Genomic DNA, 15746 nt, shown 5'->3' on the forward strand with positions numbered 1-15746 from the left:
CCTCTCCCTCCCCGCCGGCTCCGACGGCACGCTCGCCGCGGTCGCCGAGGGCGTCGCTCTCGGCGTCCACCGACGGGGTCGCCTCGTCAGTGGCCTCGGTCTCGGCGGCCTGGACCTCGGGGGCCTCCTCGGCGGGAGCCTCGGGCTCGGACGCCGACGCGGCTCCGGAGCCGTCTCCGATGCGCACCAGCTCGGCGCCGACCTCGACGGTCTCGTCCTCCTGGACGAGGATCTCCTCGATCACTCCCGCGACGGGCGACGGGATCTCGGTGTCGACCTTGTCGGTCGAGACCTCGAGCAGGGGCTCGTCCACCTCGACGCGGTCCCCGACGTTCTTCAGCCAGCGGGTGACCGTTCCTTCCGTGACACTCTCTCCGAGTGCCGGGAGGCTGACGGATTCGCTCATGAGCCTGTCTCCTTAAGACGCTTGTGTTTCGATGTCCAGCTTACTAATGCGGAAGCGGCGGGTCGCCGCACCGCAGTGGTTCTACAGGGCGTGCAGCGGCTTCCCGGCCAGAGCGAGGTGCGCCTCGCCGAGCGCCTCGTTCTGAGTGGGGTGCGCGTGCACGAGGGGTGCGACATCCTCGGGGTGCGCCTCCCAGTTCACGATGAGCTGAGCCTCGCCGATCAGCTCGCCGACGCGGGCTCCGACCATGTGCACGCCGACGACCGGGCCGTCGACCAGGCGCACGACCTTCACGGAGCCGGTGGTCCCGATGATCGTGCTCCGGGCGTTGCCGCCGAGGCCGTAGTCGTACACGGCGACGCGCTCGGCGCCGTACTCGGCGATCGCGCGGGCCTCGCCGAGGCCGACGGAGGCCACTTCGGGGTCGCTGTAGGTCACCTTCGGGACGTTGACGTCCGAGACGACCTGCGGGCCCAGACCGGCGATCTCCTCCGCGACGAAGATCCCCTGCTGGAAGCTCCGGTGCGCGAGCTGGAGCCCCGGCACGATGTCGCCCACGGCGTACACGCCGGGGACGGAGGTCTGCAGGCGCTCGTCGGTCAGCACGTAGCCGCGGTCGAGGCGGACCCCGGCCTCCTCGAGGCCGATGCCCGCGGTCACCGGGCCGCGGCCGACGGCGACCAGCAGGATCTCGCCCTCCACCGTGGCGCCGCTCTCGAGCGACACGGAGACGCCGCCCTCGCTCTGCGAGACCGACGCGACGCGGGATCCCAGCTGGAAGGCGATGCCCCGCTTGCGGAAGGCGCGCTCCAGCTGCTTGCTGACGCTCTCGTCCTCGTTGGGGACGAGGTGGGGGAGGGCCTCGACGATCGTGACCTCGGCGCCGAACGAGCGCCAGACGCTCGCGAACTCGACGCCGATCACTCCGCCGCCCAGGACGACGACGCTCGCGGGAACGTGGTCGAGCTCGAGAGCCTGGTCGCTCGTCAGGATGCGGCCACCGATCTCGATCCCGGGGAGGGTGCGGGAGGCGGACCCGGTGGCGACGACGACCGACGCGCCGTGGAGCACGTGCTCACCGACCGTCACGGTGCCCGGCGCGGTGAGGCGGCCCTCGCCCGTGACGACCGTGATGCCGCGCGAGGACACGAGGCTCTGGAGCCCCTTGTACTTGCCGGCGACGACGCCCTCGCGGTAGCGCGTGACGCCCGCCATGTCGATCCCGGTGAAGCTCGAGAGCACGCCGTACTTCTCTCCCTCGCGGGCGCCGTCCGCCAGCTCGGCGGCGTGCAGCAGGGCCTTGGTGGGCACGCACCCGCGGTGCAGGCAGGTGCCGCCGAGCTTGTCGCGCTCCACGAGCGCGACGCTCATCCCGAGCTGCGTCGCCCGGAGGGCCGCCGCGTACCCGCCGCTGCCACCTCCGAGCACGACCAGGTCGTAGCGCTCTTCCGACACCCAGTGACTCCCTCGCGACGTGCGGTCCCGCTTCCCGGCCGACCGGCTCCGGCGCTGAGCGCCGAGCGGATCGGGAGGGGGGACGAGGCGGGATCTCCCGCCCCGTCGACCCTACTACGCGCTCGCGAAGCGCTCAGCCAGGGCGATCAGCGCGCGCACCGAGACCCCCGTGGCGCCGGCTCCGGTGAAGCCGTAGCCGCCGCCTCCGTTGCTCGAGGGGCCGGCGATGTCGAGGTGCGCCCACGGGATCGTGGTCGCGTCCTCGCCCTCGCCGCGCTTCCCGACGAACTCGCGGAGGAAGTGGCCGGCGAGGAGCATGCCGCCGGCGGTGTTGCCCGGCTTGACGTTCGCGATGTCGGCGATGTCGGAGTTGAGCAGCGGTCGCAGCTCCGCGGGGAGGGGCATCTGCCAGAAGGGCTCTCCCGCCGCGCGGGCGGCGTCGAGGACGCGGGAGACCAGCTCGTCGTCGCCCAGAGCGCCGACGGTCCGGTTGCCGAGGGCGACCACGGAGGCGCCGGTCAGCGTCGCGACGTCGATGATCGCATCGGGCTGCTCCTCGCTGGCGGCGACGAGGCCGTCGGCGAGCACCAGTCGGCCCTCGGCGTCGGTGTTCAGCACCTCCACCGTGGTCCCGCCGCGCACGGTGAGCACGTCGTCCGGGCGGATCGCGGTCCCGGAGGGGAGGTTCTCGGCGATGCAGAGCCAGGCGGTCGCGCGGAGCGGGAGGCCGAGCTCCGCGATGGCGCGCACGACGGCGTACACGGTCGCCGCGCCCGCCATGTCGGTCTTCATCCCGATCATCGCGGCCGGCGGCTTGAGCGAGAGTCCGCCGCTGTCGAAGGTGATGCCCTTGCCGACCAGGGCGAGGTGGGTGCTCGCGCCCTCGGGCGCGTAGGCGACCTTCACGAGGCGGGGCGGGCGGGAGGAGCCGCTGCCGACTCCGAGGATGCCGCCGAACCCGTCCTCCGCGAGGGCCTCCTCGTCCCAGACGGTGACCTCGAGGGGCAGTCCCTCTGCGCCGGTCTGCACGGCCTCGGCCAGCGTCTGCGGGTAGAGGTGCGACGGGGGAGTGTTGACGAGGTCCTTCACCGTGCCGACCGCGCGGCCGAGCACGAGCGCCCGGTCCAGGACGGCGGGGTCGGCCGACTCGCCGCCCAGCAGGACGACGTGCTCGACGGGCGCCTTAGACGCGGCGGCGGTGCTGCCGCGGAAGGCGGTGAAGGAGTAGGAGCCGAGCGCGGCGCCCTCGGCGACCGCGGCGAGCGTGCCGTCGGAGCCGGCGGGGAGGGAGAGGGCCACGGAGGCGGACCCCGCGAGCAGGCGGACGGCGGCGCCCGCGGCGTTCCGCAGCGCGGTGTCGTCGGGCTCCGCCGAGCCGAGTCCGACGAGCACGATCACTCCGGCACGGACCGAGGACGGCACGCGCACGAGCGTCTCGGCCGCGCCGGTCGCGCCGAGCGCGCTCAGCGCGGGGGCCAGCTCCTCGAAGCCCTCCGCACCGACGAGCCGGGGACCGTCGGGTCCCGGGGCGACGCCGAGGACGAGGGCGTCGGTGTCGATGTCGGAGGCGGGAACGGTCGAGTACTCGAGAGAGGAGAGGGGCATGGCGGCAATGCTAAGCGCTGTTCGCTGAGGGCTCAGCGGACCCGGCCGGGGCGCCGGGACCCCCGTTTAGACTGGACGCATGCTGGATCCGGAAGACCTGTTCGAGATCGAGGGCGACCTCTCCGAGATCCCGCGCGGGCTGCACCTCGTCGCGGGCCTGACCGGCTCGGCCGACGCCGGGGGAGCGGTGGGGCAGCTGGGGGAGTACCTCTTCGAGACCCTCGAGCACCGCGGGGTCGCGGTCTTCGACCAGGATCAGCTGCTCGACTACCGGGCCCGCCGCCCCATCATCACGTTCGACCAGGACCACCTGACGGACTACCGTCCTGCGATGCTCCGGCTCTCGCTCGCGCACGACGAGCTGCACCAGCCGTTCCTCCTGCTCACCGGCTTCGAGCCCGACTTCCAGTGGGAGCGGTTCACCCGCGCGGTGGTCTCCCTCCTCGAGCGGCTCGACGTCGCCTCGACCACGTGGGTCCAGGCGATCCCGATGCCCGTGCCGCACACCCGGCCCGTCGGCGTCACCGTGAGCGGCAACCGCGAGGACCTGATCGAGGCGATGTCGGTCTGGAAGCCGCACACGCAGGTGCCCTCGAACGTCCTCCACCTGCTCGAGCTGCGCCTCTACGAGCGCGGTCTGACCGTGGTCGGCTTCGCGCTGCTCATCCCGCACTACCTGTCGGACACCGAGTACCCGCAGGCGGCGGTCGCGGCGCTCGAGAGCATCTCGGCGTCGACCGGCCTCATCTTCCCGACGGACCGCCTGCGCGAGAGCGGGCGGGAGTTCCTCGGCAAGGTCGACGAGCAGGTCGGCGGCAACGACGAGCTGCAGAAGCTGGTCTCGGCCCTCGAGGCGCGGCACGACACCTACATGGAGGGGACGAGCCTCCGCTCGCCGCTCACCGACGAGGACGGCTTCGTGCCAAGCGCCGACGCGATCGCCGCCGAGCTCGAGAAGTTCCTCGCGATCCGCCGCCCGGGCGAGGAGCCCACCGCCTCCTGAGCGGCCGTAGGATCGGACGAGTGCGTGATCGTCGAGCCTGGTTCGTCTTCGGTGCCGGAGCGTTCGCCTACCTCGTGGCGGTCCTGGACCGCACGACGCTGGGCGTCGCAGGAGTGGACGCCGCGGAGCGGTTCGGGGTGGCGGCCGCCGTCCTCTCGTCGCTCGCCGTCGTCCAGCTGATCGTCTACGCCGGGATGCAGATCCCGGTCGGGATCCTCATCGACCGGTTCGGCCCGCGGACCCTGATCCTCTCGGGCACGGCCCTGATGATGGCGGGCCAGGTCGTGGTCGCGATCGCGCCGAGCATCGGCGTCGCGATCGTCGGGCGGATCCTGCTGGGAGCCGGGGACGCCGCGATCTTCACCTCCGTGATCCGCCTCACGGTGACCTGGTTCAGCGGACCGATCGTGCCGCAGCTCTCGCAGTGGATCGGCAACATCGGCCAGGTGGGCCAGATCCTCTCCGCACTCCCGTTCGCGGCGATCCTCCACACGTTCGGCTGGGAGCCCGCGTTCCTCAGCGCCGCCGGCCTCGGGGCCGTGTCCTTCCTCGGCGTGCTCCTCCTGGTCGCCGACGTCCCGCCGCGCACCGAGCCGATCACCCTGGTGCCGCCGACGCTCCGGGCGACGATCGCGCAGCTCGGAGTGAGCCTGCGCCGGCCGGGGACGCAGCTCGGCTTCTGGTCGCACTTCGTCACGCAGTCCTCCGGCACGGTGTTCACGCTGCTCTGGGGCTACCCCTTCCTCGTCTACGCGATCGGCCTGCCGCCCACCGTCGCCGCGCCGACCCTCACGATCGTCGTGATCGCGGGGATCGTCGTCGGGCCGGTGCTCGGCGTCCTGACCGCTCGCCACCCCATGCGCCGCAGCAACCTCGTGCTCGGGATCGTCTCGGCGATGGCGGTCGCCTGGACCGTCGTGCTGCTCTGGCCCGGCGTCCCGCCGTACTGGCTCGTGGTGCTGCTCCTGATCGTCGTCGGAGCGGGCGGCCCCGGCTCCATGATCGGGTTCGACTTCGCCCGCACGTTCAACCCCTCGCGGAGCCTCGGCGCGGCCAACGGAGTCGTGAACGTGGGCGGGTTCCTGGCCAGCTTCACGATGATGTTCGCGATCGGCCTGATCCTCGACGCACTGGCCGGTCCCGGCGCCTCCTCGGAGCAGACCTACTCGCTCGAGCACTTCCGCCTGGCGTGGTGCGTGCAGTACGTGGTGGTCGGCGCCGGAGTCGTCGGACTCGTCGTCGCGCGCCGCCGGACCCGCCGCCGCCTGGCCGAGGACGAGGGAATAACCGTGGCCCCTCTCTGGGTTGCACTGAGTGACCGGATGCGCCGCGGCCGCGCGGGGTGCTGACGGTCGTCCCCGTCGATCCGCCCTTCTGCAGACGCGATGTCCCAGCGGAACGGCCCGGATCCCGTCCGATCGAGCCCCACTCGCACCGCACCGCACGGCTGCACTACTCAGACGTGCAATAATTGTCAATAGGACCCGTTCGGGTCGAGGAGCACCAGGCCCACGTCGGGCGTGCGACGTCCTCGACTTGACATGGGTCCTCGTAATGCCCACCGACGGACGACGCCCTCCCGCGCCGCCCGCCCCCGGGACGCAACGGATGGAGAGGTGCCGCCATGGCCACCAGAGCTACCAAGACCGCAACGCTCGACCCCGTCGACGACGACGTGACGACGACCACCAAGAAGCCCGCGACGCGCAAGCCCGCGGCGAAGACCACGGCGGCCAAGACCACCGCGGCCAAGACGACCCGCTCGCGCGCCACGACCAAGGCCGCCGCTCCCGCCGACACCGAGGAGGAGCCGACCGACGCCGTCGAGCCCGACGAGGCAGCGGAGGAGGAGGAGACCGAGGTCGTCGCCGAGGACACCGAGACCGACGCCAAGGACGACGCGGAGACGCCGGAGGCCCCGGCCGCCGCTGCCGTCGCCGCTCCGGCCGAGCCGCTCCCTAGTGGTGCGCTCGTCCTGTCCTTCGGCGGAGAGGACGACGAGGTCCCGGTCTACTCGACCGCGATCACCGGTGCCACCGCCGACCCGGTCAAGGACTACCTGAAGCAGATCGGCAAGGTCGCGCTCCTGAACGCGGCCGAGGAGGTCGAGCTCGCGATGCGCATCGAGGCCGGCCTGTTCGCCGAGGACAAGCTCGCCAACTCGACCGACCTCAGCCCGGAGCTCGTCCGCGAGCTGCGCTGGGTCGCGAAGGACGGCCAGCGCGCGAAGAGCCACCTGCTCGGAGCGAACCTCCGGCTCGTCGTCAGCCTCGCGAAGCGCTACACCGGTCGCGGGATGCAGTTCCTCGACCTCATCCAGGAGGGCAACCTGGGCCTCATCCGCGCGGTCGAGAAGTTCGACTACACCAAGGGCTTCAAGTTCTCGACCTACGCCACGTGGTGGATCCGCCAGGCGATCACCCGCGCGATGGCCGACCAGGCCCGCACCATCCGCATCCCGGTGCACATGGTCGAGGTCATCAACAAGCTGGCCCGCGTGCAGCGCCAGATGCTCCAGGACCTGGGCCGCGAGCCCACGCCCGAGGAGCTCTCGCGCGAGCTCGACATGACCCCCGAGAAGGTCATCGAGGTGCAGAAGTACGGGCGCGAGCCGATCTCGCTGCACACGCCCCTGGGCGAGGACGGCGACAGCGAGTTCGGCGACCTCATCGAGGACACCGAGGCGGTCGTCCCGGCCGACGCCGTGGGCTTCACCATGCTGCAGAAGCAGCTGGAGTCGCTGCTCGACTCGCTCTCGGAGCGCGAGGCCGGCGTGATCCGCATGCGCTTCGGCCTCGGCGACGGCATGCCGAAGACGCTCGACCAGATCGGCGACACCTTCGGCGTGACGCGCGAGCGCATCCGTCAGATCGAGTCCAAGACGATGGCCAAGCTCCGCCACCCGTCCCGCTCGCAGTCGCTCCGCGACTACCTCGAGTAGGCCGGTGATCCGCTACGCGCCGGCGGTCCTCCTCGGGAGGGCCGCCCGGTTCGCCGCGCGGGTCCGGAAGCCCGGCGGGGGATCCGCCGTGCCCGGACTCGTGGTGAACCGCGTCGCGCCCGGATTCCTGCCCGCGGTGCTCGACGGGTTCCGGGACGGCCTCGTGGTCGTCACGGGATCGGCGGGCAAGTCGACCACGACCAAGATGCTGGTCGCGGTGCTCCGCGCGCACGGGCTCCGGGTCTTCACCAACCCCTCGACGGCCAACATCGCCCAGGGGCTGACCTCCGCGCTCCTGGAGCGGGCGGACCTCCGCGGACGGATCGACGCCGACATCGCCGTCCTCGAGATGGACGAGGGTCACGGCGCGCGCCTCGCGCCCCGGATGCGCCCTCGCGTCGTTCTGTTGACAAACGTGGTGGTCGACCAGATCGACCGCTTCTTCGATCCGGCCATGGTCGCCCGGATGCTCGGCACCATCGCCTCCCGCGCGACCGGTCCCGTCGTGCTGAACGCCGACGACCGCCACGTCGCCGATGTCGCGACCTCCCTCCCCGACGAGCGGATCCGCTGGTACGGCGTCTCCTCCTCCGTCCGCGACTCCGCGTCCGGCGGTCTCGGCTACGCCGCGGAGGCGGAGACCGGGACCGACCGTGCGACCACCGTCGTCGAGAGCACGACGGGAGCGGCCGCGCGCATCATCAGCGACGGCGACCCGCTCGAGGTCCGGCTCCCCGCGCGGGGGGTCCACTACGCGGTGGACGCCGCGGCGGCCGTCTCCACGGCCCGCGCCGTGCTCGCCGAGCGCTTCGACCCGGCCCTCGCCGCCTCCGCGCTCTCGAGCATCGACCCCGTCTTCGGGCGGGGCGAGATCGTCACCGTGCGCGGCCACGAGGTCGAGTTCGTCCTGGTCCAGAACCCGGCGAGCTACCGCCTGAACATCGCGGAGATCCCCGAGGGGACCGAGCAGATCATGCTCGCGATCGGCTCCGACGTCCGAGACCCCTCCTACTTCTGGCCCGTGGACACCTCCGTGCTCGGGCACGTCCGTGTCGTCTCGGGGTCGAAGGCGCACGAGGCGGCGCTGCACCTGCGCTACGACGGCGTGCGCGTCGACTCCGTCGACGAGGACCTGGGTCGCGCGCTCGACGCGTTCCTCGCTCTGCCGACCCCCGCCTCCGGCCGGAAGACCATCGTCTTCTCGGCCGATTCGATGCGCCGCACCCGTGCGCACCTGCAGCTCGTCACCAACCGCGAGGAGACCGCGTGACCACCCTCCGCATCGCCGTGCTCGCTCCCGACGTCCTGGACAGCAACGGCGACGCGGCGAACGCCCGGGTCCTCGCGGCTCGGGCGCGCTGGTCGGGCGTCGAGGCGGAGGTGGTGCCGCTGGTGACCGCCTCCGACGCCGAGGTCCGTCCGGACGTCCTGGTCGCCGGGACGGGAGCGGACGAGGACCTCCCGGGCGTCCTGGCACTCCTCCACGAGATCGCGCCGACGCTGCGGGCCTGGGTCGACCAGGGCACTCAGGTGGTCGCGGTCGGAGCCGGCTGGGAGATGCTGGCCGGTTCGATCAGCACGGCCGCGGGCGGAGCCCGGGGGATCGGACTGTTCCCCGGAGACTCCGTCACGGGCGAGCGCGCGACCGACGACCTCCTCGTCGAGACGCCGGGCGGCGTCCTCGTCGGCTTCGAGAACCACGAGCGCCGGATGACCGGGATCGCGCCCGAGCACGCGCTCGGCCGAGTGCTGCACGGCACCGGCGACGGCGCCGGCCACGAGGGCTACGCGGTGGGAGGCCTTCTGGGCACGCACCTGCACGGCCCCGTCCTCGCGAAGAACCCCTCGCTCGCGGACGCGATCCTGCGGCGCGCCCTCGGCGACGCCTACTCCCCGTCGGACGAGCGTCTCCGCCTGGTCGATGAAACGGCACGAGCCGCTCGCGAAGTGATCGCGAAGCGGCTCGGTGTCGGTCTGTAGGGCGCTGACGCGCCGTCCGGGCTGATCGGGGACGCGCTAGGGGCGCTGCTCCTCGAAGAGTCGGGCGGACTCGTCGTGCCAGCTCTGGGCGATGCTGGAGAGCTTCTCCTGGTACTTCTTCCCGTGGTGCGCGCAGAACAGCAGTTCTCCGTTGTTCACGACCACTCGGATGTACGCCTGCGCACCGCAGCTGTCGCAGCGGTCGGCGGCGGAGAGCTGGTGGGCACCGGCGAGCTCGTCCACGCCGTTCTGGGTTGCTGTGGTCGACATGACTTGGCCTCCTGCACTCGGTCTTCGATCTCTGCTTAGTGGAACCCATCCAAGCACGCGATTGTTTCCGCACGGAGTCGATCGGTCGGCATTTCGCTCTGCGCGTAGGGACCCCGCGCCGAGCGGCCATCGTGCTGCCGCCGGGTGCCGCGCCACCGCGGCCGGAGCGGTTCCCGAAAGTAGACTGGGCGGATGGCCTCCACCGACTACAACGCCCGTCACCTCTCCGTCCTCGAGGGTCTCGAGGCGGTCCGGAAGCGGCCCGGCATGTACATCGGATCGACCGACTCGCGCGGCCTCATGCACTGCCTCTGGGAGGTCATCGACAACTCCGTCGACGAGGCGCTGGCCGGGCACGGGACCGAGATCAGCGTGCTCCTGCACGCCGACGGCAGCGTCGAGGTGCGCGACCGCGCGCGCGGGATCCCGGTCGACATCGAGCCGAAGACGGGGCTCTCCGGAGTCGAGGTCGTGTTCACGAAGCTGCACGCGGGCGGCAAGTTCGGCTCCGGGTCCTACGCGGCGTCCGGCGGTCTGCACGGCGTCGGCGCCTCCGTGGTCAACGCGCTCTCGGAGCGCCTGGACGTCGAGGTCGACCGCAACGGCCGCACCTACCGGATGTCGTTCCACCGGGGGGAGCCCGGGCGCTTCGCCGACGCGGGCGAGCCCACCCCCGACGCTCCGTTCACGCCGTTCGAGAACGGGTCGGAGCTGACGGTCGTCGGGAAGGTCGCCAAGGGCGTCACCGGTACGCGCGTGCGCTACTGGGCCGACCGCCAGATCTTCACGAAGGGCGCCTCGTTCCAGACGGACGACCTGGTGACGCGTGCCCGGCAGACCGCGTTCCTCGTCCCCGGCCTGACGATCGACATCGTCGACGACCGAGCGGACGAGCGCCGCGCCGAGATGTTCCGCTACGACGGCGGCATCTCGGAGTTCGTCGAGTTCCTCGCCCCCGACGCCCCCGTGACCGAGGTGCTGCGCCTCACCGGCTCCGGCACCTTCACCGAGACCGTGCCGGTGCTGACCCCCGGCGGCGCCATGGTGCCCACCGAGGTGGAGCGCACCTGCGAGGTCGACATCGCCCTGCGCTGGGGCACCGGCTACGAGACGGTGATGCGCAGCTTCGTGAACATCATCTCGACGCCCAAGGGCGGGACGCACCAGACCGGCTTCGAGCAGGGCCTGCTGAAGCTGCTCCGCTCCCAGGTGGAGGCGAACGCCCGCCGCCTCAAGGTCGGCTCGGACAAGCTCGAGAAGGACGACGTCCTCGCCGGGCTCAGCGCCGTGCTGACCGTGCGGCTCCCTGAGCCGCAGTTCGAAGGCCAGACGAAGGAGGTGCTGGGCACGCCCGCGGTTCGCGCGATCGTCGCCTCCACCATCGCCTCGACGCTGGGCGCGGTGTTCTCCTCGACGCGCCGCGAGGACAAGGCGCAGACCTCCCAGCTCCTCGAGAAGGTCGTCGCCGAGATGAAGTCGCGGATCTCGGCCCGCGCGCACAAGGAGACGCAGCGCCGCAAGAACGCGCTGGAGTCCTCCTCCCTTCCGGCGAAGCTGGTCGACTGCCGCAGCAGCGACGTCGAGAACAGCGAGCTCTTCATCGTCGAGGGCGACTCCGCCCTCGGCACCGCCAAGCTCGCCCGCAACAGCGAGTACCAGGCCCTGCTGCCGATCCGGGGGAAGATCCTCAACACGCAGAAGGCGAGCATCGCCGACATGCTCTCGAACGCCGAGTGCGCCTCGATGATCCAGGTGATCGGAGCCGGCTCCGGCCGCTCCTTCGACCTCTCGGCCGCCCGCTACGGGAAGATCATCCTGATGAGCGACGCCGACGTCGACGGCGCCCACATCCGCACCCTGCTGCTCACGCTCTTCTTCCGCTACATGCGGCCGCTCGTCGAGGCGGGGCGCGTCTTCGCCGCCGTGCCTCCGCTGCATCGGCTCGTGGTGATGAACGCGGGGAAGAAGCCGAACGAGACGATCTACACCTACTCCGAGAAGGAGCTGCAGAGCGTGCTCGCGACCCTCGGCAAGGCGGGCCGCCGTTACCAGGACCCGATCCAGCGCTACAAGGGGCTCGGCGAGATGGACGCGGACCAGCTGGCCACGACGACCATGGACCGCTCCCGCCGCACCCTCCGCCGGGTGCGGGTCGCCGACGCGGAGAACGCCGGCCGGGTGTTCGAGCTGCTGATGGGCAACGACGTGGCACCCCGCAAGGAGTTCATCGTCCGCGGGTCCGAGTCGCTGTCGCGGGACCGCATCGACGTCTGATCCGCGGGGCTCACAACACCTCGGGCGCCGCTCCGATCGTCGCGATCGGCGCCGCGAGCGCCACGCCGGAGCCGTCGCGCTTCATCCCGGAGTCGGGCAGCGCGGCGACCGAGCCGTCGGCCTCGAGCGCGTGCGCGGGACCGGGGCCGACCCACGCCACTCCGAGGGCGGTCTCACCCTTGAGGAAGCGCTGCGCACGGACTCCGCCGGTGGCCCTGCCCTTGGCGGGGAACTCCGAGAACGGCGAGACCTTCGCACTACCGGTGTCGGTCCCCGAGAGGGCCCAGCTGTCGACGGCGACCGTCGCGACGACGGCCTCGTCCCGGTCCTCGGCGGCGACGACGGCGAAGTGCACGACGTCGTCGGTCTCGGCCAGCTTGACCCCGGCCATCCCCGCGGCGGTCCGGCCCTGAGGGCGGACGGCGGACGCGGGGAAGCGCAGCAGCTGGGCCTCGCCGGTGACGAAGACCAGCTCGTCCTCCTCACCCGACGCGGCCGCGCCCACGACGGCGTCCTTCGGCTTCAGGGCGATGAGCTCGATGTCCGGGCGGTTGGGCAGCTCGCCCGGCGCGACGCGCTTGACGACGCCCTGCTGGGTGCCGAGCGCGATCGGCCGCTCGTCGTCGAGGGCGACGAGCGCGAGCACCCGCTCGTCCTTCGCCAGGTGCGGGAGGTAGTCGCTCATGCGCACGCCCGCGCCCAGCTGCACCGAGGAGGAGGGGACGGCGGGCACGTCGACCGGCGAGAAGCGGAGGAGCCGACCGGCGCTGGTGACCGCGCCGATCTCCGTCCGGCTGGTCGTGTCGAGCACGCTGAGGACGGCGTCGTGCTTCGAGCGGCGCGTGGCGCGCTCGGGGTGGGGAGCGGCCTCGGGGTCGCGGTCGACCCGCACCATGCGGCCGGTGGTGCTCAGCAGCACCCGGCAGGGCACGTCCGCGATCTCGAGCACCGCGGCGGCCTTCCGCCCGGTGGTGGCGACGGAGGGACGCGCCTCGGTGAGCAGGGTGCGCCGCGGGGTCCCGAGGCGCTGGGCGACCTCGTCGAGCTCGTCCGAGACCAGCTCGTCGATCCGTGAGCGGCTGGCGAGGAGGGCCTCGAGCTCGGCGATCTCGGCGAGGAGGGTGTCGCGCTCGGTCTCGAGCTCGATGCGCGAGAACTTCGTGAGGCGGCGGAGCTGGAGCTCGAGGATGTAGTCGGCCTGCAGGGTGCTGAGGTCGAAGACCTCGATCAGCCGGGCCCGCGCCGCCGCGGTGTCGTCGCTCCCGCGGATCAGCTGGATGACCTCGTCGATGTCGAGGATCGCGATGAGCAGGCCCTCGACCAGGTGCAGCCGCTCCTGGCGCTTGCGCAGTCGGTAGCGGGTTCGCCGGGTGACGACCTGCACCCGGTGGCCGATGTAGACCTGCAGCAGCTCCTTCAGGCCGAGGGTGCGCGGGCCGCCGTCGACCAGCGCGACGTTGTTGATCGAGAACGCGTCCTCGAGGGGCGTGTAGCGGTAGAGCTGCTCGAGGACGGCCTCCGGGCTGAAGCCGGTCTTGATCCCGATGACGAGCCGGAGGCCGTTGTCCCGGTCCGTGAGGTCGGTGACGTCCGAGATGCCGCTGAGCTTCTTATTCTGGACGCCGTCCTTGATCTTGTCGATGACCTTCTCGGCGCCGACGAGGTAGGGCAGCTCGGTGACGACCAGGCCGGACTTGCGCGCGGTGATGCTCTCGACCGAGACGCGGGCGCGGGTCTTGAAGCCGCCCCGGCCGGTCGCATAGGCGTCGCGCACGCCGGCGAGGCCGACGATCGTGCCACCGCTCGGGAAGTCCGGTCCCGGGACGAACGACATCAGGTCGTCCAGGGACGCGTCGGGATGGGCGATCAGGTGCCGGGCCGCCCCGATCACCTCCACGAGGTTGTGGGGCGCCATGTTCGTCGCCATGCCGACGGCGATGCCGCTGGCCCCGTTGACCAGCAGGTTCGGGAACGCGGAGGGGAGGACCTCGGGCTGGTCGTGCGAGTTGTCGTAGTTCGGGACGAAGTCGACGACGTCCTCGCCGAGGTGCTCGGTCATGGCCGTGGCGGCCGGGGCGAGGCGGGCCTCGGTGTAGCGGGCCGCGGCCGGGCCGTCGTCGAGGGAGCCGAAGTTGCCGTGCCCGTCGACGAGGGCGACCCTCATCGTGAACGGCTGGGCGAGGCGGACGAGCGAGTCGTAGATCGAGGCGTCGCCGTGCGGGTGCAGCTTGCCCATCACCTCGCCGACCACGCGGGCCGACTTCACGTGGCCGTGATCGGGCCGCAGCCCCATCTCGCTCATCATGTAGAGGATCCGGCGCTGCACCGGCTTGAGGCCGTCGCGGGCGTCGGGCAGGGCCCGCGAGTAGATGACCGAGTACGCGTACTCGAGGAAGGACCCCTCCATCTCGGCCGAGACGTCGACGTCCTCGATGCGCTCGGTGAGCGAGGATCCGGAGGAGGGGGCTGCAGCGTTCATGACTCGATTCGATGGCGGGCGCGGGGCGGCGGCGGGGGACTGCACCGCCCTGCGGCGCTCGACGGGACGGGCGGAGCGGAGACGGCGCCTCGCGGACGGGACCGGCCCTCCCGTTCACGCGGACGCTCCGCCGCACCGGCCCGGCGGGGACGGCGGCGCTGTGCGAAACTGGGCGCGATGACCCACATGCTACCGCCAGCCCCCGACGGGCGGCGGAGCCTCGCCGACGTCCTGCCGGGCGCCCTCGACGCGCTCCTGGGCCGCCCCGGCCTCTTCGGCTCGCCCCGCGTCGAGCGGATCGTGGTCGTCCTCGTCGACGGCCTGGGTGCCGCGAACCTCCGCCAGCGCGGGGGCCACTCGCGCACGCTCGCTCCGGCCCTCAACCGCGGCACCACGCTCGTCTCGGGCTTCCCGACGACCACCGCGGCGGCCCTGGCGAGCCTGACGACGGGCCTGCGCCCGGGCGGGCACGGGATGGTCGGCTACCGCGTGCTCGACCGCGCCTCCGACCGCCTGGTCAACCAGCTCTCCGGCTGGGACGAGGGCATGGTGCCCGAGACGTGGCAGCCCCACCCCACGGTCTTCGAGCAGGCCTCGGCCGCCGGTGTCCGGGCCGGAGTGATCGGCCCCGCGCGGTACGCCCGCTCCGGTCTCACGCGGGCGATCCTGCGCGGCGCCGAGTACCACTCCGCCGGCGGCGTCGCCGAGCGCTTCACGGCGGCGCGCGCCCTGCTCGACGAGGGCGGCCGGCAGCTCGTGTACCTCTACGTCCCCGAGCTCGACCAGGCGGCGCACGCGCGCGGCTGGGAGTCGCCGGAGTGGACGGCAGCGCTCGAGCTCCTCGACGGCGAGGTCGGCGTAGCGGTCCGCGGGCTCTCCACCCGCGAGAGCGTGCTGGTCACCGCCGACCACGGCATCGTGGACGTCCCGGCGTCCTCGCACGTGCTCGTCGAGCGGGGACCGCTGCTCGAGGGCGTCCGGCACCTCGGCGGAGAGCCCCGCTGCCTGCAGCTGCACCTCGAGCCGGGTGTGGACCCCGAGGAGGTGGCGCGGCACTGGATCGAGGCGGAGGGCGCGCGCGCCTGGATCGCGACACGCGACGAGGTCGCTGCGAGCGGCTGGTTCGGCGAGGTCTCTCCGGCGGCGGCCGAGCGGATGGGCGACGTGTTCGTCGCGGCGCGGAGGACCATCGCCTACTACGCGGCGGACTACTCCTCCGGCCGCTCCATGATCGGGCAGCACGGGTCGCTCACGCCGGAGGAGACGCAGGTGCCGCTCCTCCGCTTCGGCGCGCTGGCCTGAGCCGGGCCGAGGGGACGGGGGCACCGTCCAC

12 protein-coding genes are annotated in these 15746 nt (G+C 72.2%); 7 read left to right on the plus strand and 5 right to left on the minus strand.

The annotated features are described in order from the left end of the window. The 3 genes from C5C69_RS05955 to C5C69_RS05965 form a co-directional block, all read right to left on the minus strand. The coding region (locus C5C69_RS05955; protein ID WP_308558079.1) for a biotin/lipoyl-containing protein at positions 1–406 on the minus strand (406 nt) is incomplete at its 3' end. A gap of 81 nt (positions 407–487) precedes the next feature. Further along, positions 488–1861 (minus strand): dihydrolipoyl dehydrogenase, encoded by a 1374-nt coding sequence (gene lpdA, locus C5C69_RS05960; protein WP_104232557.1) that lies wholly within the window; start codon positions 1859–1861, stop codon positions 488–490. 114 nt (positions 1862–1975) lie between these two features. Next, positions 1976–3466, minus strand: coding sequence for a leucyl aminopeptidase (locus C5C69_RS05965; protein WP_104232558.1), 1491 nt, complete (start codon positions 3464–3466; stop codon positions 1976–1978). Positions 3467–3545: 79 nt separating this feature from the next. Between C5C69_RS05965 and C5C69_RS05970 the strand changes: the two genes are divergently transcribed. The 5 genes from C5C69_RS05970 (at position 3546) to C5C69_RS05990 (ending at position 9390) form a co-directional block, all read left to right on the plus strand. After that, positions 3546–4469 carry a proteasome assembly chaperone family protein gene (locus tag C5C69_RS05970; protein WP_104225227.1) on the plus strand — a complete coding sequence of 308 codons (924 nt, stop codon included), beginning with the start codon at positions 3546–3548 and terminating at the stop codon, positions 4467–4469. A 20-nt stretch (positions 4470–4489) separates the two neighbouring features. Beyond that, a complete protein-coding gene (locus tag C5C69_RS05975) occupies positions 4490–5818 on the plus strand; it encodes a nitrate/nitrite transporter (protein ID WP_104232560.1) in 1329 nt (442 codons plus the stop codon). A gap of 275 nt (positions 5819–6093) precedes the next feature. Next, complete coding sequence (locus C5C69_RS05980) at positions 6094–7410, plus strand: RNA polymerase sigma factor (RefSeq protein ID WP_104257517.1); 1317 nt, start codon at positions 6094–6096, stop codon at positions 7408–7410. A gap of 4 nt (positions 7411–7414) precedes the next feature. Continuing rightward, positions 7415–8680, plus strand: coding sequence for a Mur ligase family protein (locus C5C69_RS05985; protein WP_104257518.1), 1266 nt, complete (start codon positions 7415–7417; stop codon positions 8678–8680). After that, positions 8677–9390, plus strand: a complete 714-nt coding sequence (locus C5C69_RS05990) for a type 1 glutamine amidotransferase (RefSeq protein WP_146083601.1) — start codon at positions 8677–8679, stop codon at positions 9388–9390. Before C5C69_RS05985 ends, C5C69_RS05990 begins: the two co-directional genes overlap by 4 nt. A gap of 36 nt (positions 9391–9426) precedes the next feature. Here C5C69_RS05990 and C5C69_RS05995 read toward each other — a convergent pair whose 3' ends face one another. Continuing rightward, entirely contained in the window at positions 9427–9660 is a 234-nt protein-coding gene (locus C5C69_RS05995; protein WP_068212876.1) for a hypothetical protein, read from the minus strand. A gap of 192 nt (positions 9661–9852) precedes the next feature. Here C5C69_RS05995 and C5C69_RS06000 point away from each other — a divergent pair, with 192 nt between their 5' ends. Beyond that, positions 9853–11934, plus strand: coding sequence for a type IIA DNA topoisomerase subunit B (locus C5C69_RS06000; RefSeq protein ID WP_104257520.1), 2082 nt, complete (start codon positions 9853–9855; stop codon positions 11932–11934). Between the two features lie 10 nt (positions 11935–11944). Here the strand turns inward: C5C69_RS06000 and C5C69_RS06005 are convergent, their stop codons facing one another. Beyond that, a complete protein-coding gene (locus C5C69_RS06005; RefSeq protein ID WP_104257521.1) occupies positions 11945–14413 on the minus strand; it encodes a DNA topoisomerase (ATP-hydrolyzing) subunit A in 2469 nt (822 codons plus the stop codon). 177 nt (positions 14414–14590) lie between these two features. Between C5C69_RS06005 and C5C69_RS06010 the strand changes: the two genes are divergently transcribed. Further along, positions 14591–15715 (plus strand): alkaline phosphatase family protein, encoded by a 1125-nt coding sequence (locus tag C5C69_RS06010; RefSeq protein WP_258067491.1) that lies wholly within the window; start codon positions 14591–14593, stop codon positions 15713–15715. Positions 15716–15746: the final 31 nt, after the last annotated feature.

This window comes from Rathayibacter sp. AY1C7 (assembly GCF_002931865.1).
Classification (GTDB): Bacteria; Actinomycetota; Actinomycetes; order Actinomycetales; family Microbacteriaceae; genus Rathayibacter.

Excerpts from the sequence above, each read along its gene's own strand:
- C5C69_RS05965 (WP_104232558.1), bottom strand. The coding sequence starts at position 3,466 with ATGCCCCTCTCCTCTCTCGAGTACTCGACCGTTCCCGCCTCCGACATC.
- C5C69_RS05970 (WP_104225227.1), top strand. The coding sequence starts at position 3,546 with ATGCTGGATCCGGAAGACCTGTTCGAGATCGAGGGCGACCTCTCCGAG.
- C5C69_RS05980 (WP_104257517.1), top strand. The coding sequence starts at position 6,094 with ATGGCCACCAGAGCTACCAAGACCGCAACGCTCGACCCCGTCGACGAC.
- C5C69_RS05995 (WP_068212876.1), bottom strand. The coding sequence starts at position 9,660 with ATGTCGACCACAGCAACCCAGAACGGCGTGGACGAGCTCGCCGGTGCC.
- C5C69_RS06000 (WP_104257520.1), top strand. The coding sequence starts at position 9,853 with ATGGCCTCCACCGACTACAACGCCCGTCACCTCTCCGTCCTCGAGGGT.
- C5C69_RS06005 (WP_104257521.1), bottom strand. The coding sequence starts at position 14,413 with ATGAACGCTGCAGCCCCCTCCTCCGGATCCTCGCTCACCGAGCGCATC.
- C5C69_RS06010 (WP_258067491.1), top strand. The coding sequence starts at position 14,591 with ATGACCCACATGCTACCGCCAGCCCCCGACGGGCGGCGGAGCCTCGCC.